Source organism: Paracoccus sp. SY (assembly GCF_002901215.1).
GTDB lineage: Bacteria > Pseudomonadota > Alphaproteobacteria > Rhodobacterales > Rhodobacteraceae > Paracoccus > Paracoccus acridae.
Window position 1 is genome coordinate 62,741 of sequence record NZ_NWMQ01000003.1, and the last position, 25,308, is coordinate 88,048.

Annotated in this window: 23 protein-coding genes and 1 pseudogene; 11 read left to right on the top strand and 13 right to left on the bottom strand. The window is 65.8% G+C overall.

The genetic code is table 11. The features are described from left to right. Nucleotides 1-3: 3 nt before the first annotated feature. Complete coding sequence (gene cyoA / locus CK944_RS04095) at nt 4-1,191, bottom strand: ubiquinol oxidase subunit II (RefSeq protein WP_103171770.1); 1,188 nt, start codon at nt 1,189-1,191, stop codon at nt 4-6. Between the two features lie 231 nt (nt 1,192-1,422). Between cyoA and CK944_RS04100 the strand changes: the two genes are divergently transcribed. Beyond that, complete coding sequence (locus tag CK944_RS04100; RefSeq protein ID WP_103171771.1) at nt 1,423-2,742, top strand: MFS transporter; 1,320 nt, start codon at nt 1,423-1,425, stop codon at nt 2,740-2,742. A gap of 9 nt (nt 2,743-2,751) precedes the next feature. Here the strand turns inward: CK944_RS04100 and CK944_RS04105 are convergent, their stop codons facing one another. Next, entirely contained in the window at nt 2,752-3,642 is an 891-nt protein-coding gene (locus CK944_RS04105) for a LysR family transcriptional regulator (RefSeq protein WP_103171772.1), read from the bottom strand. 168 nt (nt 3,643-3,810) lie between these two features. Between CK944_RS04105 and CK944_RS04110 the strand changes: the two genes are divergently transcribed. Next, a complete protein-coding gene (locus CK944_RS04110; RefSeq protein WP_103171773.1) occupies nt 3,811-4,704 on the top strand; it encodes a DMT family transporter in 894 nt (297 codons plus the stop codon). On the opposite strand, the gene CK944_RS04115 is transcribed toward CK944_RS04110, so the two are convergent. From CK944_RS04115 to cls, 9 genes and pseudogenes are all read right to left on the bottom strand, one after another. Further along, on the bottom strand, nt 4,667-6,859 hold the full coding sequence (locus CK944_RS04115) for a malate synthase G (RefSeq protein ID WP_103171774.1): 2,193 nt from the start codon (nt 6,857-6,859) through the stop codon (nt 4,667-4,669). The genes CK944_RS04110 and CK944_RS04115 overlap by 38 nt on opposite strands. 126 nt (nt 6,860-6,985) lie before the next feature. After that, on the bottom strand, nt 6,986-8,236 hold the full coding sequence (locus tag CK944_RS04120; RefSeq protein ID WP_103171775.1) for an AI-2E family transporter: 1,251 nt from the start codon (nt 8,234-8,236) through the stop codon (nt 6,986-6,988). 68 nt (nt 8,237-8,304) lie between these two features. Then, nucleotides 8,305-9,531: a saccharopine dehydrogenase family protein gene (locus CK944_RS04125; protein ID WP_103171776.1), complete on the bottom strand. Its 1,227-nt coding sequence runs from the start codon at nt 9,529-9,531 to the stop codon at nt 8,305-8,307. 35 nt (nt 9,532-9,566) lie between these two features. Further along, on the bottom strand, nt 9,567-10,667 hold the full coding sequence (nspC, locus tag CK944_RS04130) for a carboxynorspermidine decarboxylase (RefSeq protein WP_103171777.1): 1,101 nt from the start codon (nt 10,665-10,667) through the stop codon (nt 9,567-9,569). A gap of 86 nt (nt 10,668-10,753) precedes the next feature. Then, nucleotides 10,754-11,101 (bottom strand): hypothetical protein, encoded by a 348-nt coding sequence (locus CK944_RS04135; RefSeq protein WP_146038602.1) that lies wholly within the window; start codon nt 11,099-11,101, stop codon nt 10,754-10,756. 10 nt (nt 11,102-11,111) lie between these two features. After that, nucleotides 11,112-11,690 carry a DUF6478 family protein gene (locus CK944_RS23940; RefSeq protein ID WP_146038603.1) on the bottom strand — a complete coding sequence of 193 codons (579 nt, stop codon included), beginning with the start codon at nt 11,688-11,690 and terminating at the stop codon, nt 11,112-11,114. Continuing rightward, nucleotides 11,608-11,883 (bottom strand): annotated as a pseudogene (locus CK944_RS24320) (DUF6478 family protein); the annotation flags it as partial. The pseudogene CK944_RS24320 and the gene CK944_RS23940, both read right to left, overlap by 83 nt. A 56-nt stretch (nt 11,884-11,939) precedes the next feature. Continuing rightward, nucleotides 11,940-12,218 carry a 4a-hydroxytetrahydrobiopterin dehydratase gene (locus CK944_RS04150; protein ID WP_103171781.1) on the bottom strand — a complete coding sequence of 93 codons (279 nt, stop codon included), beginning with the start codon at nt 12,216-12,218 and terminating at the stop codon, nt 11,940-11,942. Nucleotides 12,219-12,224: 6 nt separating this feature from the next. Continuing rightward, nucleotides 12,225-13,652 (bottom strand): cardiolipin synthase, encoded by a 1,428-nt coding sequence (gene cls, locus CK944_RS04155; protein ID WP_103171782.1) that lies wholly within the window; start codon nt 13,650-13,652, stop codon nt 12,225-12,227. A 91-nt stretch (nt 13,653-13,743) separates the two neighbouring features. Here cls and accD point away from each other — a divergent pair, with 91 nt between their 5' ends. Together accD and CK944_RS04165 are read left to right on the top strand one after the other, a co-directional pair. After that, a complete protein-coding gene (accD, locus tag CK944_RS04160) occupies nt 13,744-14,664 on the top strand; it encodes an acetyl-CoA carboxylase, carboxyltransferase subunit beta (protein WP_103171783.1) in 921 nt (306 codons plus the stop codon). 59 nt (nt 14,665-14,723) lie between these two features. Further along, complete coding sequence (locus tag CK944_RS04165; RefSeq protein ID WP_103171784.1) at nt 14,724-15,995, top strand: folylpolyglutamate synthase/dihydrofolate synthase family protein; 1,272 nt, start codon at nt 14,724-14,726, stop codon at nt 15,993-15,995. Nucleotides 15,996-16,000: 5 nt separating this feature from the next. Here CK944_RS04165 and zapE read toward each other — a convergent pair whose 3' ends face one another. Continuing rightward, complete coding sequence (gene zapE, locus CK944_RS04170; protein WP_103171785.1) at nt 16,001-17,101, bottom strand: cell division protein ZapE; 1,101 nt, start codon at nt 17,099-17,101, stop codon at nt 16,001-16,003. Between the two features lie 102 nt (nt 17,102-17,203). Here zapE and CK944_RS04175 point away from each other — a divergent pair, with 102 nt between their 5' ends. Further along, nucleotides 17,204-17,851 carry a 5'-methylthioadenosine/S-adenosylhomocysteine nucleosidase gene (locus CK944_RS04175; protein WP_103171786.1) on the top strand — a complete coding sequence of 216 codons (648 nt, stop codon included), beginning with the start codon at nt 17,204-17,206 and terminating at the stop codon, nt 17,849-17,851. 51 nt (nt 17,852-17,902) lie between these two features. Beyond that, complete coding sequence (locus CK944_RS04180) at nt 17,903-19,699, top strand: ABC transporter transmembrane domain-containing protein (protein ID WP_103171787.1); 1,797 nt, start codon at nt 17,903-17,905, stop codon at nt 19,697-19,699. On the opposite strand, the gene CK944_RS04185 is transcribed toward CK944_RS04180, so the two are convergent. Then, nucleotides 19,700-20,134, bottom strand: a complete 435-nt coding sequence (locus CK944_RS04185; protein ID WP_103171788.1) for a CAP domain-containing protein — start codon at nt 20,132-20,134, stop codon at nt 19,700-19,702. Between the two features lie 270 nt (nt 20,135-20,404). Here CK944_RS04185 and lysM point away from each other — a divergent pair, with 270 nt between their 5' ends. The 5 genes from lysM (at nt 20,405) to CK944_RS04210 (ending at nt 25,285) form a co-directional block, all read left to right on the top strand. Continuing rightward, the gene (gene lysM, locus CK944_RS04190) at nt 20,405-20,908 is read left to right on the top strand and encodes a peptidoglycan-binding protein LysM (RefSeq protein ID WP_103171789.1); all 504 of its coding nucleotides are present in this window, start codon (nt 20,405-20,407) and stop codon (nt 20,906-20,908) included. Between the two features lie 140 nt (nt 20,909-21,048). Continuing rightward, nucleotides 21,049-22,932, top strand: a complete 1,884-nt coding sequence (locus CK944_RS04195; protein WP_103171790.1) for an acyl-CoA synthetase — start codon at nt 21,049-21,051, stop codon at nt 22,930-22,932. 80 nt (nt 22,933-23,012) lie between these two features. Next, on the top strand, nt 23,013-24,101 hold the full coding sequence (locus tag CK944_RS04200) for a DUF563 domain-containing protein (RefSeq protein WP_103171791.1): 1,089 nt from the start codon (nt 23,013-23,015) through the stop codon (nt 24,099-24,101). Between the two features lie 11 nt (nt 24,102-24,112). Next, a complete protein-coding gene (locus CK944_RS04205) occupies nt 24,113-24,934 on the top strand; it encodes a glycosyltransferase (protein WP_103171792.1) in 822 nt (273 codons plus the stop codon). A 72-nt stretch (nt 24,935-25,006) separates the two neighbouring features. Continuing rightward, nucleotides 25,007-25,285, top strand: a complete 279-nt coding sequence (locus tag CK944_RS04210; RefSeq protein WP_103171793.1) for an HNH endonuclease — start codon at nt 25,007-25,009, stop codon at nt 25,283-25,285. Nucleotides 25,286-25,308 lie beyond the last annotated feature (23 nt).

Consider the following 25,308-nt stretch of genomic DNA (forward strand, 5'->3'; position numbering starts at 1 on the left):
CCTCTACAGGTTCTGGTCGGCGCCGGCCGGCGGCGTCGTTTGGGTCAGGCGGTTCGGGATCAGGTTGCGGCCCAAGATGCCCTGCGGCGCCTCCAGCGCCCGGCCGCGCAGGGGCGACATGTCGCGCGGCGTGCTTTCGGCGGGGACGGCGCTTGCCAGCATCTGGTCCAGTTCCTCGACGGTGCAGATGCCGGTGACCTGGAAGGGCGGCAGGCCCAGGACGGGGCGCGGCGTGCCGCGTCCGGCTTCGGCCAGAACGGTGACGTTGGCGATGCCCGGCAGGCCCAGCCCGCCCTGCGCGTCATAGGCCATCATCTCGGCCATGCACATGCGGCCATCTTCCACGCACATGTTCACGACACGGTTGAAAAGCTGGGGATCAACCTGGGCAAAGGCCATGGGCGCGACATTCTCGCTGGGCTTTTCCAGTTCCAGATAGCGGGCGCGGTCCAGCGTCTCGCCGCTGTCGGCCGCCTGCGCCACCCAGTTGTCGAAGCCCGCGCCGTCAAGCGCATGGGCCTTGAACCGCATCCCCGAAAAGCCGTGGCCCGAATAATGCGAGGCCAAGCCCTGGTATTCGCCCGCCTCGTTGAAGACGCCATGCAGCGTGGTCTGCATTCCGGGCATGGCATAGATCATCCCCGCCATCGCCGGGATATAGAAGGCGTTCATCACCGACGTCGCGGTCAGCGTGAACTGGACTGGCCGGTCCACCGGGACCGCCAGTTCGTTGACCGACGCCACCCCCTGTTCGGGATAGATGAACAGCCATTTCCAGTCCATCGCCACGACCTGCACCTGCAGGGGCTGCTGGTTGCTGACCGGGGTTTCCGCGTCGATCCGGTCCAGCGGACGGTACGGATCCAGCAGATGCGTGCCCACCCAGGTCAGCGCGCCCAGGCAGACGATGATCAGAAGCGGGATGGCCCAGATCACCAGTTCCAGCTTGGTTGAATGGTCCCAGTCGGGATTGTAGGTCGCCTGCCGGTTCGACGCCCGGTAACGCCAGGCGAACCACACCGTCAGCGCCATCACCGGCACGATGATGATCAGCATCAGCAGCGTCGATTGCACCAGCAGTTCCGCCTGCCGCGCCGCGATGTCGCCCGATGGCCGCAGCACGACCGCCTCGCACCCCGCCAGCAGCGGCAGCGGTGCAAGCCAGGAAAGACGTTTGAAGAAATGTGTCATGTGGTGATGACCCCGTTGGACCCGCGCGAATCGCGCGCCGTTCGGACGACGACGCCCTGAAGTTGCGGCTGAGATAAGTTCATTGATCTGGATCAAACATAAGACAATTTGTCGCGTGTCCATCCCCGGCATTTTGTAGCATTGATCGTCCCGACCAAGGGCGAATCCCGCCAGGATTCCGCCTGCCTTTGCCCTTCATGCCTTCTGGCCCAATCCAAAGTGGTTCACGCAATGGCGACATCTGCCGAAACCCATGACCGTCGCAGCCCCGGCAAGGACGCCGACGACATCCATGTCTCGCCCTCGGACATCGCGGTTGGCGTGGTGATCGGGCGGACCTCGGAATTCTTCGACTTCTTCGTCTTCGCCATCGCCTCGGTCATCGTGTTCCCGGCGCGGCTGTTTCCCTTCGTCGATCCGCTGACGGGGACGCTGCTGTCCTTCATGCTGGTGCTGCTGGCCTTTGTCGCCCGTCCCATCGGCACGGCGATCTTCATGTATATCGACCGCAAGCAGGGGCGCGTCGCCAAGCTGACGCTGGCCCTGTTCCTGCTGGGCACCTCCACGGTCGCCATGGGGCTGGTGCCGTCCTATGCGGTGCTGGGCGAATGGGCGATCATCATCATGGCGGTGCTGCGCATTGGCCAGGGCCTTGCCATCGGCGGAAGCTGGGACGGGCTTTCCTCGCTGCTGGCGCTGAGCGCGCCCAGGGAAAAGCGCGGCTTCTATGCGATGGTGCCGCAGTTGGGCGCGCCGATCGGGCTGATCGTGGCGGCGCTGCTGTTCTCCTATCTGGTCTCGACCCTCTCGGCCGAGGATTTCCTGGATTTCGGCTGGCGCTATCCGTTCTTCGTGGCCTTCTCGGTCAACGTGGTGGCGCTGTTCGCCCGGCTGCGGATCGTCGCCTCGCCCGAGTTCCAGGAAGCGTTCGAAACGCGCGAGTTGCAGCCGACCCGCATCCGCACGACCTTCAAATCCGACTGGCGGGCGATCTGGCTTGCGTCCTTCGTGCCGCTGGCAAGCTTTGCGATGTTCCACATGGTGACGGTGTTCCCGCTGTCCTGGGTGTTTCTGTATACCGACGAGACGCTGACCTTCTTCCTGAACCTGACGGCCCTCAGCGCGGCCTTCGGCCTGGTCTCGGTGCTGGTGTCGGGCTGGCTGTCGGACCGCTTCGGACGGCGGCGGGTGCTGCTGTGGGGTTCGCTTGGCATCGGCGTCTTCAGCCTGATGGCCCCCCTGCTGCTGAGTGGCGGCAAGACCGGCGTTTCCGCCTATATGATCCTGGGCTTCCTGGTCCTGGGGATCAGCTTCGGCCTGTCGTCGGGCGCGGTGGCGTCGATGTTCAACAGCCGCAACCGTTACACGGATTCGGCCTTTGCATCCGCCCTGGGCTGGCTGTTCGGCGCCGGGCTGGCGCCCCTGACGGCGCTGTTCCTGTCCACGACGCTGGGCTTGTTCGCGGCGGGGCTCTACCTGCTGTCGGGCGCGGTCGCCACGGCAGTGGCGCTGTGGGCGGCGCGGCAACTGGAATTCCAGAAGCAGGGGTGATCCCCTGTTTCAGCCCGCCAGCATCAGCCCGCCATAGCGGCCGATCTCGCGCTCGATCTCGGCCACAAGCGTATCAAGCGCGGGGTTGCGGGTCTTGCGCGCGCGCCGGATGACATAGGCCAGATCCGGCGGATCGGGCAGACGGCCCCTGATCACCTCCATCTCGGGGCGCAGGTGCCGGTCGTTCAACAGGCCCATGCCCATGCCCGCCGTGACCGCCGCCACCACCCCCGCCGCGCTGGCACATTCGAAGACCGTCTCCAGCATGTCCTCGGGCCCCTGACTGACGCCGGACGCCCAACGGCGATAGAAGCACTGTTCGTCGAAGGACACGAACGGGATCGGGCCCTCGGCGGGCAGCACCAGATCCGGCGCCTTGACCCAGTTCAGCCTTTCGCGGAACAGCACCACGTCGCTGGCCCTCAGCTCATGCGCGAAGACCTGCACGATGGCGGCGTCCAGTTCACCGGCATCCAGCATGGCCTGCTGGACGAGGCTCATGCGGACCTTGCTGCGCACGGTCACGTCCGGGTGCAGGCGGCGGAACCGGCCCAGGATGCGCGCCAGATCGGAACAGGCCGTATCCTCGGTCATGCCCAGGGTAATGCGCCCGGACAGGGGCGTTCTGGACAGCGACAGCAGCGCCTCGTCATGCAGGCCAAGGATGCGGGCGGCATAGTCCAGCAGATCCTCTCCGGCGGTGGTGAAGACGGCCACGCCCGGCTTGCGGTTCAGCAGATCGCAGCCAAGGCTTGTTTCCAGCCGCCTGATCTTGTGGCTGACGGCGGATTGCGACAGGCCAAGCGCCTCGGCCGCGCGGGTGACGCCGCCGTGATGGCGGACGGCCTGCAAGGCGCGAAGGGCATCTATTTCCAGACGGCGGCCGTTGAGATGGGTCATGACGTTTCCGCGAATGTGGTTCGGCGACTCTAGCGTATTTTAACCTAAAAGGCTTCCGATCATGCCGAGATAAAATCCAACATCATGACGTAATCGAAATTTGTCATGTGCTTTCCCGAAAGGTGCAACCTACCAAGGCAGGACGACACCCTGCCAAAGGATCGCTCCATGACCCTCACCGCGCCTTCCCTGCCCGTTTCGCGGCACCCGCTTCTCTGGCCGGTCATGGCCACGCTTCTGGTGATCAGCTGGAGTTCGGGCTTCGTCGGCATCCGCTTCGCCAGCGAGGAAGCGAGCATTGCCCTGCTGCTGTTCTGGCGCACGCTGTTGTCGGGCCTGATCCTGCTGCCCTTCGCATTGATCGTCGGGTCCAGGCTGCGGCCGCGTCAGATCCTGGACCAGATGCTGTTCGGGGTGATGTCGGTCTTTCTCTACCTTGGCGGTTTCGCCCTGGCGATCGGGCAGCGGGTGCCGACGGGACTGGTCGCGCTGATCTCCGACCTGCTGCCGCTGGCCGTCGCCGTGCTGTCGCAGCCGGTCCTGGGCGAAAGGCTCAGCGCGCGGCAATGGCAAGGCACCGGCCTTGCGGTCCTGGGGGTGTTCATCGTGTCCTTCGACAGCCTGGGGCTGGGGACTGCCCCGCCCTGGGCCTATGCCCTGACGGTGGGATCGACGCTGGTCTTCGCCCTGGCGACGGTGCTGCACAGGAAATGGCCGGGCCTGCGCCTGCCGGTGCATCAAAGCCTGTGCATCCATTCCCTGACCGGGGCGGCGCTGTTCGGCCTTTGCGCGGCATGGCAGGGCGACCTGGCCCCGCCGATGACGCGGGATTTCGCCATCGGCATGGCCTGGCTGGTGGTTCTGGGCACCTTCGCAGCTTACGGCGTCTATTACACCATGCTGCGCCTGTTCCCGGTGGCCAGGGTCAGCGCCGCCATCTATCTCAGCCCGCCGGTCACCATGCTTTGGTCATGGGCGCTGTTTTCAGAACCCCTGACCGCCGCCATGTTCGCGGGCCTTGGCGTCACGCTGGCTGGCGTATGGATGACGACGCGGGGCTAGCCCGCAGCGCCTTGGCCTGCCGGCGCCGCGCGTGCAGCGCGGGTTCGGTATAGCCCGAAGGCTGCGTCGTTCCCGTCAGCACCAGATCCCGCGCGGCCTCGAAGGCGGGGCCGTCGAAGCCGGGGGCCATCGGGTGATAGTTCGGGTCGCCCGCGTTCTGTTCGTCCACCTTCAGCGCCATGCGGCGCAGCGCGTCCTCGACCTGGTCGCGGGTGATCAGCCGCTGTTCCAGCCAGTTCGCCAGCAGTTGCGCGCTGATGCGGCAGGTGGCGCGGTCCTCCATCATCGGCACGTCGTCGATGTCGGGAACCTTGGAACAGCCGACGCCCTGATCGACCCAGCGGACCACATAGCCCAGGATGCCCTGGGCGCTGTTGTCCAGTTCGCGCAGGATCGCATCCTGCGACAAGGGCGCATCGCCCATCAGCGCCGGGGTCAGCAGCACGTCCAGATCCGGCACCGGCTGGCCTGCCAGTTCGTCCTGGCGCGCGGCCACATCGACCATGTGGTAATGCAGCGCGTGCAGCGTCGCCGCCGTGGGGCTTGGCACCCAGGCGGTGTTCGCACCCGCGCGGGGGTGGCCGATCTTGGCCTCCAGCATCTCGGCCAGGGCGTCGGGCTTGGCCCACATGCCCTTGCCGATCTGGGCCTTGCCGCGCAGCCCGGCGTTCAAGCCGATCAGCACGTTGCGATCCTCATAGGCCTTGAGCCAGCCCGATTTCCGCGCGGCGTCGCGCCCGGCAAAGGCGCCCGCCTGCATGGACGTGTGGATCTCGTCCCCGGTGCGGTCCAGGAACCCGGTGTTGACGAAGAACAGCCGGTTGCGCAGGGCATGGATGGTCGCGGCAAGGTTGGCGCTTGTGCGGCGTTCCTCATCCATCAGGCCCAGCTTCACAGTGTTGGCGGGCAGGCCCAGGATTTCCTCGACCCTGGTGAAGGTGCGGTCGGCGAAGGCGGCTTCGTCCGGGCCGTGCATCTTGGGCTTGACCACATAGATCGACCCGACGCGGCTGTTGCGCGGCCCGTCGGACTTCTTCAGGTCGTGGAGCGAACAGGCCACCGTGACCATCGCGTCCATCAGCCCTTCCGGCGTGTCCTGCCCGTCCAGGCGAACCGCGTCGGTCGTCATCAGCAGGCCCACGTTGCGCACCAGCAGCAGCGCGCGACCCGGCAGGGTGATGGTGCTGCCGTCGGGGCGCGTGACATCGCGATCCCCGGCAAGGCGGCGGGTCATCTGCTTGCCGCCTTTTTCGAAGGTATCGGTCAGGTCGCCCTTCATCAGGCCCAGCCAGTTGGCATAAACGCCGACCTTGTCCTCGGCATCCACGGCGGCCACGCTGTCCTCACAATCCTGGATGGCGGTCAGCGCGGCTTCCATGATGACGTCGCGCAGTCCCGACGGGGATGCGGCGCCGATGGGATGATCGGGATTGATGACCAGTTCGACATGCAGCCCGTTATGGCGCAGGACCAGGGCGGTGTCCCCGCCCTCGACCCGACGGCCGACAAAGGCAGACGGATCGCGCAGCGTCACCTCGGACCATTCGATCGTGGCCTTCAGCCCTTCGGCATCGGCGCGATAGCCCGACACCTCGGCATGGCTGCCCGTGGTCAGGGGGAAGGTCTCGTCCAGAAACTGTGCGGCACGCGCCACCACGGCGTCGCGGCGGGCCGGATCCAGCGAACCCGGCGCAGGCGGCGGTCCCATCGCGTCCGACCCGTAAAGCGCGTCGTAAAGCGATCCCCAGCGGGCATTGGCGGCGTTCAGCGCGAAGCGGGCATTGCTGACCGGCACCACAAGCTGCGGCCCGGCGACCTGCGCGATTTCCGGGTCGATCCGGCCGTTGTCGATGGCGAAGGGCGCGGGTTCGGGGACGAGATAGCCGATTTCCGTCAGGAAGGCGCGATAGGCCGCCGTATCCCAGGGCTGGTTGCCGCGCGCCTTGTGCCAGGCGTCGATCTGGGACTGAAATTCCGCGCGACGCTGCAGCAGCGCACGGTTCTCGGCCGAGAATTCCGCCAGCAACCCGGCATAGCCCGACCAGAAGCGGTCCGCATCGACGCCCGTGCCGGGCAGCACGCGGCCTTCCACGAAGGCGGCCAGTTCCTCGGCCACGTCCAGGCCATGCCTTTGGGTGTAACAGGTGTCGGTCATCGCGCTCTCCTTCCACGTCGGGCAACGGTATACCATTGCGCACTTTGCCGTCATTTACGCCATGAAGGCCCGCTTTCCAAGATGCGTGAAAAGTTTTTCTGTGTTTCGGAAAAAGTCTGGGGCGTCCTAGACGGTCTCGTTGTCCTCGACCACCTCGGCGGTGACGGCCCGTGCGGAAACCTCGTCCTCGGCCTCGGAACCGGCCTCGACGATCTCTCGGGCTTCTTCCTCGTCCTCGTCCTCAATGGCGGGGGGATCCTCGCCCGCCAGGAAATTCCCGAACTTTTCCCAGCCCGGCACATAGTCGGCCAGCACCCGCATGACGACCAGGACGGGGACCGCGATGATCATGCCGATCACCGACCACAGCCAGGCCCACAATGCGACGGCCAGGAACACCACCACCGTGTTCATCTGCAACCGGCGCGACACGAAATAGGGCGTGATCACCTGCCCTTCCAGCGCGGTCAGCATCATGTATGTTCCCGCCACCATCATCGGCCAGAAGACCCCAGGCATCACCACAAGGGCGACAAGCCCTGCCGTGGCGACGCCCGCGATCGCCCCCAGATAGGGGATGAAATTCAGCACAAAGGCGCCCAGGCCGAACAGCAGCGCGCCGGGCATTCCCCAGGCGAACATCGCCAGTCCGATAGCCAGGCCCAGGCCCGCGTTGATGATGGTGATCGCGCCCAGGTAATTGCCCAGCGAATCCTCGATCTGGCGCAGGGCCAGATAGGCGCTTCGCTTTTCGGACATGGAATCGAAGCTTTGCACGATCTTGAGATACAGAAGATCGCCCGACCCCAGCATGAAGAACAGCAGGACCAGCGTGAACACCACCTGCCCGGCAATGGTCGGGGTGAACTTGACCAGCGATTTCAGGGTGCTGTCGGTTTCCTGTTCGACGGTGATGGTGGCGCCGGCATCGCTGCCGCCGCTTTGGACCTCGTCGATCTTCTCGGCAGCCTTCTGCAAGTCCTCGATCGAGGCGCGCACCTCCTCGAACTTGTGTTCCAGCCGGGTGCTGATCATGGGCAGGTTATGGGTGGCCTGGCTGATCGGCCCGCTGGCGGCATAGGCGATCAGCGCGACCGCCATCACAAGCCCCAGCGTGACGCCTGTCGCGGTCAGCCAGTCCGGGATGCCGCGCCGCCGGGCCAGGCGCCGCAATGGCGTGAAGACGAAGAACAGCAGGACCGCCAGCGTGACCGGCATCAGGAAGTCGCGGCCCGCCGCGATGGCGGCAAAGGCGAGGATCAGGAAGATTCCGATGACCGCCCAGTTCGCCGCGCGTTCGCTGGCGCCGCTGCCATCCGCGCCGAAACGCGGGAAGCTGTATCGCTTGTCCGCCAATGCGCCCCCCCCTGAACCCATGCCGGGTTCGAACGCAAGCGGCGGCCCGGACGTTCCGGGCCGCCGTGGATGCCGGTCGGGCAGTCGTGTCAGATCGGGTGGTCGCCGGTGGCGTCGATCACCCGCGTGGGCAGGCCCATCTGCCCCAGCAACTCAAGGAAGGGCCGCGCCGGCAAATCCTCGACATTGACCATCTTCTTCACGTCCCAGATGCCGCGGGCGACCAGCACCGCCGCCGCAACCGGGGGCACGCCGGCGGTATAGCTGATGCCCTGGCTGCCGACCTCGGCGAAGGCTTCCTTGTGGTCGGCGACGTTGTAGATGAAGACCTCGCCCGGCTTGCCGTCCAGGCTGCCCTTGACCAGATCGCCGATGCAGGTCTTGCCGGTATAGTCGGGGGCAAGGCTGGCCGGGTCGGGCAGCACGGCCTTGACGACCTTCAAGGGCACGACCTCTTGCCCCTCGGCGGTCTTCACCGGCTGTTCGGACAGAAGGCCCAGGTTCTTCAGCACCGTGAAGACATTGATATAGTGGTCGCCGAAGCCCATCCAGAAGCGCACGTCCGCGTCCTTGTATCGGGCGGACAGGCTGTGAACCTCGTCATGGCCCGACAGATAGGCCTTCTGCTTGCCGACGACCGGCAGGTCCCATTCGCGGCCGACCTCGAACATCTGGTTGGTGCGCCATTCGCCGCCCTGCCAGGAATAGACCACGCCGGTGAATTCGCGGAAGTTGATCTCGGGGTCGAAGTTCGTGGCGAACCAGCGGCCATGGGAACCGGCGTTGATGTCCACGATGTCGATGCTGTCGATCTTGTCGAAATATTCATCCTCGGCCAGGCGGGCATAGGCGTTGACCACGCCCGGATCGAAGCCCGCGCCCAGGATCGCGGTGATCCCGGCCGCCACCACATCCTCGCGCCGCTTCCATTCATAATTGCCGTACCAGGGCGGCGTTTCGCAGATCTTCGTCGGATCCTCGTGGATGGCCGTGTCGATATAGGCCGCGCCCGCACGGATGCAGCCTTCCAGAACGGTCATGTTGATGAAGGCCGTCCCCACATTGATGACGATCCCTGCGTCCAGCTTGCGGATCAGCGCCTCGACCGCGCCCGCATCCATCGCGTCCAGCGCATGGCTGGTGAAGGGCATCTGGTGGCCCTTGTCGCGCAGGGTCTGGATGATCGCGTCAGCGCGTGCCTGGGTGCGGTTGGCGATGTGCAGATCGCCGAATTCCGCAGCCTGTTGCGCCACCTTGTGCGCCACGACTTGCGCGACGCCACCCGCGCCGATGATGAGGACGTTCTTCTTGGCCAATTCTGGATCCTTTCCGGGGTTGCAGAGAGGGCGCCTCAGGAGAGGCTGGACTTGTAGTCTTCATAGGGGAATTCGCGAACGGTGCGAATGCTGCCGTCGTCTTCCCTGATGGCGATGGCGGGCATGGCGACGCCGTTGAACCAGTTCTTCTTGACCATGGTATAGCCCGCCGCATCCGCGATGCTGATCCGGTCTCCGACCTGCAAGGGCTGCGGAAAGCGCGCATCGCCGAAGATGTCGCCCGCAAGGCAGGTCTTGCCCGCGACCTGGTATTCGTGGTCGCCCGACTGCGGCAGCTTGGCCGTTTCGCGATAGATCAGCAGGTCCAGCATATGCGCCTCGATGCTGCTGTCCACGATGGCGACCTGCTTGCCATTGTCGATGACGTCCAGCACGCTCACCTCCAGCGAGGTTGTGCCGGTGATGCTGGCCTCGCCCGGTTCCAGATAGGCCTGGACGCCGAAGCGGTCCTGGAAGGCCTTCAGCCGGTCGGCCAGCCGGTCGATCGGATAACCCTCGCCCGTGAAATGGATGCCGCCGCCAAGGCTGACCCAGTCCAGGCGCTTCAGGATCTCGCCGAACTCGGTTTCGATCCGGGTCAACTGGCTGTCGAACAGGTCGAAGTCGCGGTTTTCGCAGTTGTAATGGATCATCACCCCGCTGATGCGGTCCATCGCCTGTTCCAGCCGCGACAGATCCCATTCGCCCAGGCGGCTGAAGGGCCGCGCCGGGTCGGCCAGGTCGAAGCCGCTGGTCGAAAAGCGCGGGTTCAGGCGCAGCCCGCGCGCGATCCCCGCCGCCTTGTTGTCGAAGCGGTCAAGCTGGGACAGGCTGTTGAAGATGATCTTGTCGGCGTAACCCACCGCCTCGTCGATCTCGTGATCGGCCCAGGCGACGGAATAGGCGTGGGTTTCCTTGCCGAATTCCTCGTGCCCCAGGCGCAGCTCGAACAGCGACGATGATGTGGTGCCGTCCATGTAGTCGCGCATGAAGTCGAAGACCGACCATGTCGCAAAGCATTTCAGCGCCAGCAGCGCCTTGGCGCCCGACGCTTCGCGCAGGCGGGCGATCTGTTCCATATTGCGGCGAAGCGCCGGCTTGTCGATCAGATAGAAGGGCGTCTGCATCGCGGCCATGCGAACCTTTGGCTGAAAGCGGAACGGCCGATATAGAGACGGCAAGGGCTTTTCGCAAGAAAGCGTGTCAGGCCCGTGACATCGCCTCAGCCGCCCGCCGCAAGGCGGCGGAACTCTCGTTTCAGCAGGTCCAGTTCGGCGCGAAGCTGCGCGACCTCGGCCAGCAGGTCGTCGCCCGCAACCGTTCCCGCAACCAGGGTCAGACCGGCCAGCACACTGTCCCCGGCCACCAGCAACAGGCTGTGGACGCCATTGTCGATGACCGAAGGCGGAAGATCGGCCGAAACCGCCCAGACGCCGGGCCCTGCCTCACGCAGGGTGGCCTGGGTCACCACTGTCCCCCGATGGGTCACGGACAAGGGGGCGGGGGGGCTGTCGGATTGCAGCGTGCCGGTCCAGCATCCGGCCGACACGCCATGGCTTTCGAACGTCATGCCCATCCCTTCAAGCCTGCGCACGCGGGCGGCCCGACAGGACCGCATCGTTGACGGTGACGGCGTTCATGCGCGGCGCCTCGAAGATCAGGTCCAGCCAGGCCCGTTCAACCGGGCGGTTGGCAAGGTCGGCATAGGCCAGATCGAATTCCGCCTGCCGCGCCGCGCCCTGCCCCGCGACCGGGTGGCCAAGCTGGCGCAGCACCGTCTGGGTGTTCGGCCCCTGAACCAGGTTGATCCGGGCATAAAGGGTGATCGGGCGTTCCGCATCCACTACCGTATCCAGCCGCAGGATCCGCTCGGCCGCCAGGCCGTCCAGCGCCTCGGCCGGCAGGTCCAGGGCCAGCGACAGGAAGCTGCCGGAAAAGCCCAGCATCTCGATCACCAGGCCATGGCAGGCCGCCTGCCCCGGCCGAGGACGGGATCGTTGCCGCAGGATCAATGCCTTGTGACCACAGTCGTGCCACAGGGCCGCATCCTCGCCCAGCCGGTGGCCGTTCCCCGGGGGCGGCGATGGCTTGCGGGCTGATCCGGCCCATGAACAGCCGGGGACGCCAGTGCCAGTCCGTGCCGGGCGGCAGATCCGCATCCGGCACCCCGACCGGGCGCAGCATCCAGGGGTCCGACGCTTGCAGGAAACGCCCCAGCTGGCGATGCAGCGCCTGCGCGCGTTCCCGCAATTCGGGATCGACAGGGCGCGGCTTGCGGTCCTGGCGATCGGCCAGACGCGCCCAATCGACGCGGCTTCGGTCCGATTGCAGGATCTCCAACAAACGCTTCATCGCGGCCCCCTTCCTTGCGCTGCCTGAATAAACCGCAACCGGAAGGCGAACAAGCGTCACGCAACCAGTTCGTCCAGACGCGCGGCGCAGGCGAAGTCGGCCTCGGTCAGGCCGCCCGTGTCATGGGTCGTGAAGGACACCTGGCAATAGCCCCAGCCAAAGGCGACATCGGGATGGTGGCCCTGCTTGTTGCCCAGCCAGGCCGCCAGGTTCGCCATCTCGACCGCCTTGGCGAAGCCCTTGAAGTCGAAGCGCCGGGTGATCGCGCGTCCGTCGGATGAAAGCGTCCATCCGTTCAGCCGGGACAGGCGCGCGGTGATGTCGTCTTGCTCCATTCTTCCTCACAACAAGGGCGATGCCAGGGCCAGCAGGTTGTTGCGCAACCGGCGCAGGACCGACCAGTTGCGAACCTCCTCCAGCGTGATCTCGCGCGAGCGTTCGACATAGCTGTCCTGCCGGGCATCCAGTTCCTCGATGAATTCGAGGTCGAAGACCGCCATGTTCACCTCGTAGTTCAACTCGAAGCTGCGGCGGTCCAGGTTGGCGCTGCCGACCATGCCCATGCGGCCATCGACGGTCATGATCTTGGAATGCAGCAGCCCGTCCTGGAACAGCATGATCCGCGCCCCTGCCGACAGCAGCCCGTAATAGAACCCCTGGCTGGTCGCGCCCACCACGATGGAATCGTTGCGCGCGGGCAGGATCATCGTGACCTCGACCCCGCGTCGGGCGGCGGCGCGCACGGCGGCATCAAGGGCGGTGTCGGGGACATAGTAGGGGGTCGTGATGACCACCCGGTCGCGCGCCGCGTGCAGCATCCCCGCCAGACAGTCGGAAATCGAGCCCTGCCGCCGGTCCGGTCCCGTGGGAATGACCTGGGCGATGTCGCCCGGATCGGCGACGGGTTCGACGGGCAGCAGCATATAGCCCAGATCCTTGCCGGTATAGCTCATCCAGTCGCCCAGGAAGACCGACTGGAACTGCCGCACGACCGGGCCTTCGACCGACATCACGATATCGACCCAGGGCGCGAAGCGCGGCTTGATGGCGAAGGCCATGTCGGCGCAGTTGCGGCTGCCGGAAAAGGCAATGCGGTTGTCCACGACAAGGATCTTGCGGTGGTTGCGCAGATCCAGCCTGCGGAACAGTACGCTGATGAAGGGCAGGCCCCAAGGGAAGGCCGTGACGCATGCGGCCCCGGCTTCCTGCATCTGGATCCACAAGGGGGATCTGACCAGCAGGCGCGAACCAAGGGCATCCACGATCACCCGGCACTCGACCCCGCGGCTGGCGGCGCGGGCCACGGCCTCGGCCACCTTCTGCCCGGAATGGTCGGGCAGCCAGATATAGAACAGGATATGGACGTGATCCGTGGCGCGGTCGATGGCGTCGATCATCCGGTCGATGGCCTCGTCGCCTTCCTCCAGCAGGCGGATGCGGTTTCCGGTCAGCGCCGACATGCCCCCCACGGCCGCATTCGCAGCCACCACCGGCAGCGCGTAATGCGGGGGCTCGGCGATCACGGCGGGGTTCGGGATGCGCAGGTTCGTCAGCCTGTCGCGCACGTCGGCCATGCGCTGCACCTCGGCCTGGTTCAGGCGCACCTCTCCGAACAGGACATAGGACAGGATGCCGACGACCGGCAGCGCCTCGATCACCATGATCCAGGCCAGGCGGACCGAGGGATCCAGCCGCGGGCGGATCAGGACGCGCGCGATCAGGGCCAGCGTGACCGTCGTATGCAGCATGACAAGGAACGAGGTCCACATGCCGCGCATCATTCCCGCCCGCCACGGCAATTGCAATTCCCCCCGTCGCGGCCTATCTCGGGGGCTTGAAAACAGCAGGGGCCGCCCGCGAATGAACTGGATAACCAACTACGTCCGTCCGCGCATCAATTCGCTGTTCTCGCGCCGAGAGGTGCCCGAGAACCTGTGGACCAAATGCCCCGAATGCGGGACGATGCTGTTCCATCGCGAACTGTCGGACAACCTGAACGTCTGCACCAGCTGCGACCACCACCTGGCGATCAGCCCGCGCGACCGCTTCACCGCGCTATTCGACGGCGGCGCCTTCCTGGAAGTCAAGGTTCCCGAACCCATCGCCGACCCGCTGCAGTTCCGCGACCAGAAGAAATACCCCGACCGCATGAAGGCCGCGCAGAAATCCACCGGCGAGAAAGAGGCCATGCTGGTCGCCGAGGGAGAGATCGGCCGCACCCCCATCATCGCCGCAGCCCAGGACTTCAGCTTCATGGGCGGGTCGATGGGCATGTATGTGGGCAACGCCATCATCGCCGCCGCTGAACGGGCCGTTAAGACCAAGCGTCCCCTGGTGCTGTTTTCCGCAGCAGGCGGCGCCCGAATGCAGGAAGGCATCCTGTCCCTGATGCAGATGCCCCGCACCACCGTCGCTGTGGAAATGCTGCGCGAGGCGGGCCTGCCCTATATCGTCGTGCTGACCCACCCGACCACGGGCGGCGTCACCGCCAGCTATGCGATGCTGGGCGACATCCAGATCGCCGAACCCAACGCCCTGATCTGCTTTGCCGGTCCCCGCGTGATTGAACAAACCATCCGCGAAAAACTGCCCGAGGGCTTCCAGCGCGCCGAATACCTTCTGGAACACGGGATGCTGGACCGGGTGACGCACCGCAAGCAGCTGCGCGACGAACTGGTCTCGATCCTGCGCATGGTGGGGGGCTTGTCCGCGCCGACCCGCGCCGACCTGCCTTCGCCTGCGGTCGAACCCGCCCAGCCGGAACCCGCGCCCGCCGACTGACCATCTTCTGTGTCCAAATATCCCGGGGGTCCGGGGGCTGGCCCCCGGCTTGATCTGCCATGAGCCATTCCGACGCCATCCTGGACCGCCTGATGTCCCTGCATCCCAAGGTCATCGACCTGTCGCTCGACCGGATGCACCGGCTGCTGGCGGCGCTCGGCAATCCCGAACGCCGCATCCCGCCGGTGATCCACATCGCGGGCACCAACGGCAAGGGCAGCACTCAGGCGATGATCCGGGCCGGGCTGCAGGCCGGGGGCGCCCGCGTCCATGCCTATACCTCGCCGCATCTGGCGCGTTTCCATGAACGCATCCGCCTGGCGGGCGATCTGATCGCGGAACCCGACCTGGCTGCCGCGCTGGAGGAATGCGAGGTCGCCAACATCGGCCAACCCATCACCTTCTTCGAGATCACCACGGCAGCGGCCTTCCTGGCCTTTTCCCGCACGCCCGCCGACTATACCCTGCTCGAAGTCGGCCTTGGCGGCAGGCTGGACGCGACCAACGTGATCGACAGCCCCCGCCTGACGGTCATCACGCCGGTCAGCATCGACCATACCCAATACCTGGGCGAGACGCTGCCGCTGATCGCGGGTGAAAAGGCGGGCATCATCAAGCGCGGCGTGCCTGTCGTCGTGGGTCCGCAGGACGACGAGGCCCTGCGCGTGATCGAGGCCAGGGCCTCCGGCCTGACAGCGCCCGTTTTCGCCCATGGCCAGCACTGGATGATCGCGCCGGACCGGGGCGGCATGGTCTATCAAGACGACCACGGGCTGTGGGACCTGCCGCTGCCGAACCTGATCGGCCCGCACCAGATCCAGAACGCCGGCACCGCCCTTGCCGCGCTGCGCCACCTGGGCGCGACCGATGCCCAGGCGCGCGCGGCGGTCACGCAGGCTGAATGGCCCGCCCGGATGCAGCGGCTGCGCCACGGCCCGCTGGTCGATCTGGCAGGTCCGCAGGCCGAACTGTGGCTCGACGGCGGCCACAACCCGGCCGGGGGCGAGGCGCTTGCCGCCACGCTTGCCGCCCTGCCGATGCGGCCGACGCATCTTGTCTGCGGGATGCTGAACACAAAGGACATCGCCGGCTATCTGCGCCCCTTGGCGGCGCAAGCCTGTTCCCTGACCGCCATCGACATCCCCGGAGAGCCGAATACCCTGCCCGCTGCCACCACCGCGGGCGTCGCGGCAAGCGTCGGCATGATCGCGGGTGTGGCCGAAGATGCGGCGGCCGCCGTTTCGGCAATCGCCGTGCGGGATCCACACGCGCGGATCCTGATCTGCGGGTCGCTCTATCTCGCGGGCCGGGTGCTGCGCGAAAACGGCTGAAGGCCCTAGGCCCCCTGCCCCCAGCCCGCGTCCTGCATTTCGCGCAGGCGGCTGGCGGTGCGCTCGAACTCGAAGCTGCCCTCGCCTTCGTTGTAAAGCTGTTCCGGCTGGTCCGCCGCGCTGGCGACCAGCCGCACCTTGGCTTCATAGATCGCGTCGATCAGGGTGACGAAACGCTTGGCCTCGTTGTAATTGGACGCGGACAGGCGCGGGATCCCGTCGATCATCAGCACCTGCACCTCGCGCGACAGCGCCAGGTAATCCGCCGGTCCCAGCGGCTTGCCGCACAGATCCCAGAAACTGGACCGGCCTACGCCGTCCGCAAAGGCCTCCAGCGTGAAGCTGCGCCCGCCGACCTCGATCCGCCGGGCCTCGCCCTTGCCGCCGCCCGTCAGGTCGTCCCAGATCGCGTCCATCGCGGCCCTGGCAGAGGCATCGGCCGGGCAGAACCACACCTGACCGCCCGTCGCCCGGCCCTGCCGGTGGTCCACGGGGCTGTCCAGGCACACGACCTCAAGCCGCTGGCGGATCAGGTCGATGAAGGGCAGGAAAAGCTGCCGGTTCAGCCCGTGCTTGTACAGATCCTCGGGCACGCGGTTGGATGTCGTGACGATCACCACCCCCTGTTCCAGCAGGACCTGGAACAGCCGTCCGACGATCATCGCGTCGGCGATGTCGGTGATCTGCATCTCGTCGAAGCACAAAAGCCGGACCTTGGCCGCGACCTCAAGCGCGACGGGACGCACGGTGTCTTGGTCGCCCCGCTGACGGGCGCGGTTCAGGCCCGCCTGGATCTCCTGCATGAATTCGTGGAAATGCACGCGCCGGGCGGGCACCGTCGCGGCCTCGGCCAGCAGGTCCATCAGCATCGACTTGCCGCGCCCGACACCCCCCCAAAGGTAAAGCCCCCTGGCCGCAGGGACCGGCGGCGGGGGGCTGCCGACGCCCAGGAAGACGCGCCAGGCCGACCGCTTTTCGGGCGCGGGCGTGGCGGCGATGTCGTCCAGAACCCGGTCCAGATGCGGCAGAACGGAAAGCTGCGCCGGATCCGGCTCGATCCGGCCTTCTGCCACGCGCTGCCGATGAAGTTCGCTGACCTTTCCCATGGGCCGCACCTGACACGGATGCCGAAGGCCCCGCAAGGGCCAATGCTTGACCCGCGACCCCGCCCCGTGCCACCCCTGCCAAGGCAAGCGCCACGAGGTTTCATGCCCAAGTCCCCCACCCTGATCGCGGATACCCCTGTCCTGTTCGTCATGGCGGCCGAGGCCGAATACGGCCCCGCCCTGCGCGCCCGGATCGACCCCCTGATCACCGGCATCGGCCCGGTCGAGGCTGCCGTGCAACTGACGGCCGCCCTGGCCGGGATGGCGGACCTGCCCCGGCTGATCGTGTCGCTGGGATCGGCCGGATCGGCACGGCTGGAACAGGCCGAGGTTTACCAGGTCACGGCGGTGGCCTATCGCGACATGGACGCATCGCTCCTGGGCTTCGAAAAGGGGCGCACGCCGCTGCTGGATCTGCCGGTCCGGGTCGCCCTGCCCCACCGGGTCGAGGGGATCCCGGCCGCGACCCTGTCCACCGGCGCCAACATCGTCAGCGGCGCGGCCTATGACGACATCGCCGAGGACATGGTGGACATGGAAACCTTTTCCCATCTGCGCGCGGCCCAGCATTTCGGGGTGCCGCTGATCGGATTGCGCGGCATTTCCGACGGGGCGGCCGAACTGCAGACCCTGTCGGACTGGACGCAATACCTGCACATCATCGACGAAAAGCTGGCGGGGGCGGTGGATCGGATCGCGGACCAGCTTGCGAACGGAAGTCTGATCCCCGGCGCCCCGCGCTTGTCCTGAGGGCTGCCAGCCCCTAAACCCCTGGGGGCACAGCTACCGGACAAGGCAGATATGGCACGCGGCACGACAATCATTCACGACCGGCCCACCAGCAAGCGCGTGGGTGCGCTGCGTGCCTTGGGACCGTTCCTGCGGCCCTATCGCCTGCAGGTGGTGCTGGCGCTGATCGCGCTTGCCGCGACTTCGGCCATCAGTCTGGTCCTGCCGCTGGCCGCGCGCCGGGTGGTGGACAATTTCGACGACGGGGCGGGACTGCTGGACGAATATTTCGGCGCGGCCCTGCTGATCGTGGCGGCGTTGGCGCTTGGCACGGCGGCGCGGTATTACTTTGTCACCCGGCTGGGCGAACGGGTCGTGGCCGATATCCGCAAGGCGGTCTTCGCCCGCGTCGTCACCCTGTCGCCGGGCTTCTTCGAACGGGTGATGACCGGGGAAATCCTGTCGCGCATCACCACCGACACCACCTTGATCCAGTCGGTGATCGGGTCGTCCCTGTCGATCGCGCTGCGCAACATGATCATCCTGGCGGGCGGGCTTGGGATGCTGGCCTTCACCTCGTTGAAGCTGATGGGGTTGGTGCTGCTGATCATCCCGGTGATCCTGGTGCCGATCATCGTGCTGGGTCGCCGCCTGCGCGGGCTGTCGCGCGCCAACCAGGACTGGATCGCGGCATCCTCGGGCGCGGCGTCGGAAACCCTGCTGGCGGCGCAGACGGTGCAGGCCTATACGCATGAAGGGCGCAGCATCGCCCGCTTCGACGACGTGACCGAACGGTCCTTCGGCGTGGCCCTGACGCGGATCCGCACGCGGGCGGTGATGACGGCCATCGTGATTTTCCTGATCTTCGCGGGCGTGATCGGTGTTCTGTGGATCGGCGCGCGCGACGTCCAGGCCGGCGTGATGACCGCCGGGCAACTGGTGCAGTTCGTGATCTATGCGATCCTTGTCGCCAGTTCGACCGGGGCGCTGTCGGAAATCTGGGGCGAATTGCAGCGCGCGGCGGGCGCGACCGAACGCCTGGGCGAACTGCTTGCGGCCGAGGACGCGTTGACCGACCCCGCCCGTCCCGTGCCCCTGCCGCGCCCCGTGCGCGGCCATATCGCGCTGGAAGGCGTCAGCTTCCGATATCCCACGCGGCCCGATGTCTCGGCCTTGGAAGGGGTCGGCCTGACCATCCGGCCGGGCGAGACGGTGGCCCTGGTCGGCCCCTCGGGTGCGGGCAAGACGACCGTGATCCAGCTGATCCAGCGGTTCTGGGATCCGGCTGCGGGGCGGGTGACGCTGGACGGCATCGACCTTCGCGACATGGCGCGGGCGGATTTCCGGCAGGCCATGGCCCTGGTGCCGCAGGATCCGGTGATCTTCGCCACGACCGCGCTGGAAAACATCCGCCTCGGCCGCCCCGACGCCCCCGCGTCCGAGGTCGAGGCCGCGGCCCGCGCGGCCCATGCCCATGACTTCATCACCGCCCTGCCACAGGGTTACGACACCCCGCTGGGCGAACGCGGGGTGATGCTGTCCGGGGGCCAGCGACAGCGGATCGCCATCGCCCGCGCCATCCTGCGCGACGCGCCGGTCCTGCTGCTGGACGAGGCGACAAGCGCGCTGGATGCGGAATCTGAATCGCTGGTGCAGGCCGCCGTGAACCGCCTGTCCGAAGGCCGCACCACGGTCGTCGTGGCGCACCGGCTGGCCACGGTGAAGAAGGCCGACCGCATCGTGGTCTTCGATGGGGGCCGCATCGTCGCCCAAGGCACCCATGACGCCCTGGTGGCCGAAGGCGGGCTTTACGCCCGGCTGGCGCGGATGCAGTTCACGGACATGCCGGTCCTGCCGGAACCGGCCTGATCACTTCGGCGCGGCATAGACCGCCGCCCAGAACCGCGTCTTGCCATCCGGCCCGATCGCCTGGCCGATGCCGTAATCGCGCATCTGCGGGATCAGGATATTGGCCCGGTGCCCGCTGGACGCGTTCCATTCCGCCAGAACCCGTTCCTGAGAGAACGGCCCCGCCGCGATGTTTTCCGCCGTGACGCGGGGCGCATAGCCCGCCGCCTTGACGCGCGGCCCTGGACCGGCCGTCCTGCTGCCGGTATGGGTCATGCGGCCACGCTGCGCCATGTCGCAGGCGTGCTGGGCCGCGACCCGGGCCAGGACGGGATTGGGCCTTACCGGAGGCAATCCGGCCGCGCTGCGCAGCGCGTTGGTGGCCGCCGCGCCATGGTCGTTCTGGCCGGGACTGGTCGGCAGGCAAGTCGCCTGGCCCGCGGACATCAGTTGCATGGCATGGGGATCATCGCCACTGCTCTTGGGATTTGACGGGGCCTGTGCGCAACCAGCCAGGACGGCGCAGACCAGGACGGCAGACATTTGCAAGGGATTAGGCATGGTTTCACCTTTTGAAGCGGGGTGCATCCTACGGGTGAAATTGTGAATGCATTAACAATGCACAGTTGTTGTATGCACGAAATCAGGCGGAATGGCCACATGGAACGCTTGGATCAATCCCGCGTTTTTTGTCAAACCATTCAGAAACATCCGAAAGGACGCATCATGGCCATCTGGGATTTCGTCAAGGACGCCGGGAAATCGGTCTTTGGCAAAGCCGAAGCCGCCGAGGCAAAGCCCGCCCCGGCCCCTGCGGCAGGCAAGGCCCCGCAGGATCCCGAAACGACCCGCAAGGTCGCGGCGCTCAAGGCGGAACTCAGGGCGCTGAACCTGGACAAGGACGACGTTCACCTGACCCTGCGCGGCGGCGACACCGTCAAGATCGAAAGCAAGGGCGCCGACCGCGAGACCCTTGAAAAGCTGATCCTGGCCGTGGGCAACATCGAAGGCATCGCCAAGGTCGAGGCCGACCTGCCCGAGGCCGGAGTGGAAGCAGGCAAGGCCCCCGTCTTCCACACCGTCAAGAAGGGCGAGACCCTTTCGGCCATCGCCAAGGCCTATCTGGGCAGCGCCAGCAAATACAACGCCATCTTCGAGGCGAACCGGCCGATGCTGACGGACCCCGACAAGATCTATCCGGGCCAGACCCTGCGCATTCCGCAGGAATGACGGCCTGACGCGGCGTCGGGGATGACCTGACGCCGCGTTTCGCCGCGCCCCGCGGACAAGCCTATTGCCCCTTTTCCCGCCGATAGCCCATTGTATTGAAAAGCGGGATCAGGAGGGTGATCCCGGTGGGAGGGGGAAATATGACGCGCTTTTGCAGCTATGACGACCGCAACGCCCTGGAAGCGGAAATGCCTTATGACGCGCGGGGCCTGCCGGTCACGATCCATGGCTTTCTGACCCGCACCGCCGAACGCTTTCCCGACCGGCCCGCGATCAGCTTCCAGCTTCTGTCCGATCCGAAAAGCCACGCCACGACCCTGACCTGGCAGGACTTGCTGGAACGCGTCACCGAAACGGCCAATCTGTTCCGCAAGCTGGGCGTCGGCCCCACCGACACCGTGGCCTATCTTCTGCCCAACAGCATCGAGACGCCGGTGGTCCTGCTGGCTGGCGCGACCGCCGGCATCGTCAACCCGATCAACCCGCTGCTGGACGCCCAGCAGATCGCGGGCATCCTGCGCGAAACCCGCGCCAAGGTGCTGGTGACGCTGCGCGCATTCCCCAAGACCGACGTGGCCCAGAAGGCGGCCGAGGCTGTGGCCCTGGCCCCGAACGTCACCCATGTGATCGAGGTGGACCTGAACCGCCATCTGCGCGGGCTGAAACGCTGGATCGTGCCGCTGATCCGCCCGCGCGTGAAGCGCCGCCACAAGGCCAAGGTGCTGAACTTCGAGGCCGCCACCAGTGCCGAAAAGCACACGCGCCTGGATTTCGACGACGTGCAGCAGGACCGCGTCGCGGCCTATTTCCACACCGGCGGCACCACCGGCACGCCCAAGGTCGCGCAGCACAAGTATTCGGGCATGATCTACAACGGCTGGCTGGGCGGGTCGCTGCTGTTCGACGAAAACGACGTACTGATGTGCCCGCTGCCGATGTTCCACGTCTTCGCGGCCTATCCGGTGCTGATGTCCTGCATCGCTTCGGGGGCGCATGTGGTGATGCCCACCCCGGCCGGATATCGGGGCGACGGTGTCTTCGACAACTTCTGGAAGCTGATCGAACGCTGGCAGGCGACCTTCCTGATCACCGTGCCGACCGCGATCTCTGCGCTGATGCAGCGGCCGGTCAATGCCGACGTGTCATCGCTGAAAACCGCGATCTCGGGGTCGGCCCCCCTGCCGATCGAGCTTTACAACCGCTTCAAGTCCGCCACCGGGGTCGAGATCGCCGAAGGTTACGGCCTGACCGAGGCGACCTGCCTTGTCAGCTGCAATCCCGTGGACGGCATGAAGAAGGTCGGCTCGGTCGGCATCCCCCTGCCCTATACCCATGTCCGCATCCTCAACCACGACGACGCGGGCAAGGTGCATGAATGTCCGACCGATGTCGTGGGCGAGATCTGCGTGGCCAATCCCGGCGTCTTTCCGGGGTCCACCTATACCGAGGCCGACAAGAACCACAAACTGTTCGCCGAGGACATCTATCTGCGCACCGGCGACCTGGGGCGGCTGGATCACGACGGCTATCTGTGGATCACCGGGCGGGCCAAGGACCTGATCATCCGGGGCGGCCACAACATCGACCCCGCCGAGATCGAGGAGGCGATGCTGTCCCATCCCGCCGTGGCCTTTGCCGGCGCCATCGGCCAGCCCGACAGCTTCGCGGGCGAACTGCCCTGCGTTTATGTCGAACTGGTGGCCGGGGCCACCGCCACCGAGGCGGAACTGCTGGATCACGCCAAGACCCACATCCACGAGCGCGCCGCCATCCCCAAGCATGTCGAGATCCTGCCCGAACTGCCCAAGACCGCCGTGGGCAAGATCTTCAAGCCTGATCTGCGCCGCCTGGCGATCAAGCGTGTCTATGACGCCGCCCTGCAGGGCACCAGCGCCCATGTGTCCGAGGTCGTCGAGGACAAGAAGCGCGGCCTGGTGGCGCGGCTGGCACGCGACGGGGCCGTGGACGAGAATGCGGTCAAGGCGAAGCTGGGGGAATTCACCCGGCCTTGGGAGTGGGGGTAAGTCCCGACAAACCCTCTGGTTGTGCGATTCTCACAAAGGAGCTATCAACCCTCCGATACTATCAGGCATCCGTGAGAAATATGACACAACCCACCGCACCGATGCCGGACAAAGGCTGGTCGAGAGAATTGGTCATCCTTGAAAACGCGACCGTCGCCCCGCCGATGGTATCGCGCCCACGGACACCCAGCGGCGTCTGGTGCGATGGCGACATTGCTCAAGCTGCAATGTGGCGCCACGACGACCGGATGTCGCTTGCTCTGACCGAAAAGCCCGAGCCGGTCGAGACGCTGAAGGGCCGCTATCTGTTCGGCGGCATGTTCTACAAGGAATTCGGGCATTTCATTACCGAGACGATCGGGCGGCTGTGGGCCAACGACAATAGCTATGACGGCATCCTGATGACGCCGAAACACGCCCACCTGACCGGATTTCCGCTGTGGCAACGCGAGTTTCTGAAGACCATTGGTGTCGAAAAGCTGCCGTTGCTGATCGCCCGGCCGACGCTTGTTGAACATCTGACCGTGCCGGGACAAGGCTTCGGGCTCGGTTCGATCTCAACAGGGACACCGGAATTCAAGGCGATGATCAAAAACACCATCGGCCGCATGCCTGCTGCCGGGCCGGACAAGATCTATATCTCTCGGACACAGTATGGTGCCAAGGGCGGCATTCTAGCAGAATCGGTGCTGGAACAGAACCTCCAGCAGTCAGGCTATCAGCCGGTCTTTGCGGAAAAGCTGAGCTGGAAGGAGCAAATCGCCCGTTATCTCGCCGCGAAAAAGGTCGTCAGTTTGGACAGTTCGGCCCTGCACATGGTGGGCCTTGCCGCCAATCCCGGCACCGAAATTGCGGTGGTCGTCCGGCGCAACAATTTCGAATGGGACTGCATGCGCCGCCAGCTGGAAAGCTTCATCGGCAAGCCTCCGGTCATCATCAACAGCCTTGTTGCGGAACATCTTGTGGCCGGAAAGAAGTCCAACCATCAAAGCTGGGGCGAGATCGATTTTGACGAGGTTAGGGCGCATCTCGTTGATCATGGCTTCATCGCCCCGGACGCGCCTTGGTCCTCCCCGACGCCCGAGCTCCTGGCCCGCGACATTGCCGACGCGCAGCGTCGCGACGAAAGGCCCCTGTTTCATACTCCCGTCACGGCTCGGGTCAGCTGATGGCGCCCAGTATGACCATTGTGGGGATCTGCCGGTTTTCGATGATCGGCCAAGGCGACTGGAAAGCCTATCGCAAGATCGACCCGCAAAATTTAGAAAGGGTCTATGCCGAAAAGGAAGCCGAGCTTTTCGACGAAGACCGGATGGAAACGCGCCTGCGCACCTTTGAAAAGCTGACGCTGGCCTCGCTGAAAGCGCAGAATGACCGAGATTTTCTCTTCCTGGTCGTGTCCTCGGACCGGATGTCCCCGGCCTATCAGGCGCGGCTGCGGGACTTGTGCGCCGCCTGTCAGAACGTCGTTTTGCGCTTCGTGCCGCCCATGCACGTCGTGGATGCCCAAAAGGACATCCTGGCCGAACTGAACCTGATCCAGCGCGACTGCCTGCAGTTCAGGCTGGACGACGACGACGCTCTATCCAAACGGTTCATCGAACGGCTGAGGCTGCATGGACAGGCACTGTGGGCGCAATATCCCGCCTTTTCCATCAGCTTTCCCAACCTGATCTATTCGGTGATCGACGGCGACACGCAGGGCCTTTACCGCTGGTTCAATCCCTTCCTGGGTATCGGCCTTGCTGTGCGTAACGCGAAAAGATCGGTCTATGGCTATGCTCATTACAAGATCCCGCAAGCGATCATCGGCCTCACCGATCCGTCGATCTGCAATCTTGTGACTCATCACGGCATGAACGACACCCCGCGCCATCGCCAAGAGATCCTGAAAAAGCGCGGCATGGTGAAATCCTCACTTGAAGAACTGCAGCCTATCGTCAGCAGAAATTTCGACTTCTTGTCCGACGAAGGGCGGGCGCTGGCAGGCTTGGCCGAATAAGCCGGACAGGCGCAACGGTACGCCTCGGGCCGCGTTGTGTCCCGCCGGATGTGCAAGCAGGCTGCCGAACCGATGGCCCAAGACCCGATCTGCCCGCTGTGCCTGCGCCCGATCCTGCCGGGCGTGCCGCAAAGCCGCCATCACCTGGTCCCCAAGCTGCGCGGCGGCAAGGGCGGAGAGACGGTGCTGCTGAACCATGTCTGCCACAAGACCATCCACAAGACGCTGAGCGAGACGGAACTAGCCCGCAACTATGCCACGGTCGAGGCGCTGCGCGCCCATCCCGACTTGCGGCGCTTCTTCGACTGGGTGGGCAAGCGTCCGCCGGGATGGACGGGCAAGGTCCGGTAACGCGGCTGTGTGTTTGCGCCCGA